Here is a 292-nt window from a genome sequence, read left to right as displayed (position 1 = left end):
ACGTCTTGCTCTCGGGTCTCTTCGATGGCGCGGTAAACCATCGCGAATGTGATGAACTCAGCCGCCACGCCGAGTTTTTAAACCGTTTCCTCGGGATTGAGACGTCGGCGGTCCCCCGCAAGGAAGTATCGCGGTATATCGGCACGGACTTCTACGCCGGCGGCTTCGTACGGATGGACATCGGAGGCCTTCATCCCGCCAAACTGCTGTCGGGCATATTGCGGGTCGCCCGAACAACCGATGCCATCATTCACGAGAACACGACGGTTCTGGGGACCAGCCAAGAGGCTGG

1 protein-coding gene is annotated in these 292 nt (G+C 59.2%); it reads left to right on the top strand.

What is annotated here, in order from left to right; genetic code table 11:
* Positions 1-292: FAD-dependent oxidoreductase (locus EN862_RS36520; RefSeq protein ID WP_193771651.1), on the top strand; the 292-nt coding region annotated here is incomplete at both ends.

The organism is Mesorhizobium sp. M2E.F.Ca.ET.219.01.1.1 (assembly GCF_004016445.2).
GTDB lineage: Bacteria > Pseudomonadota > Alphaproteobacteria > Rhizobiales > Rhizobiaceae > Mesorhizobium.
This window is presented reverse-complemented; position numbering and strand designations above follow the sequence as displayed.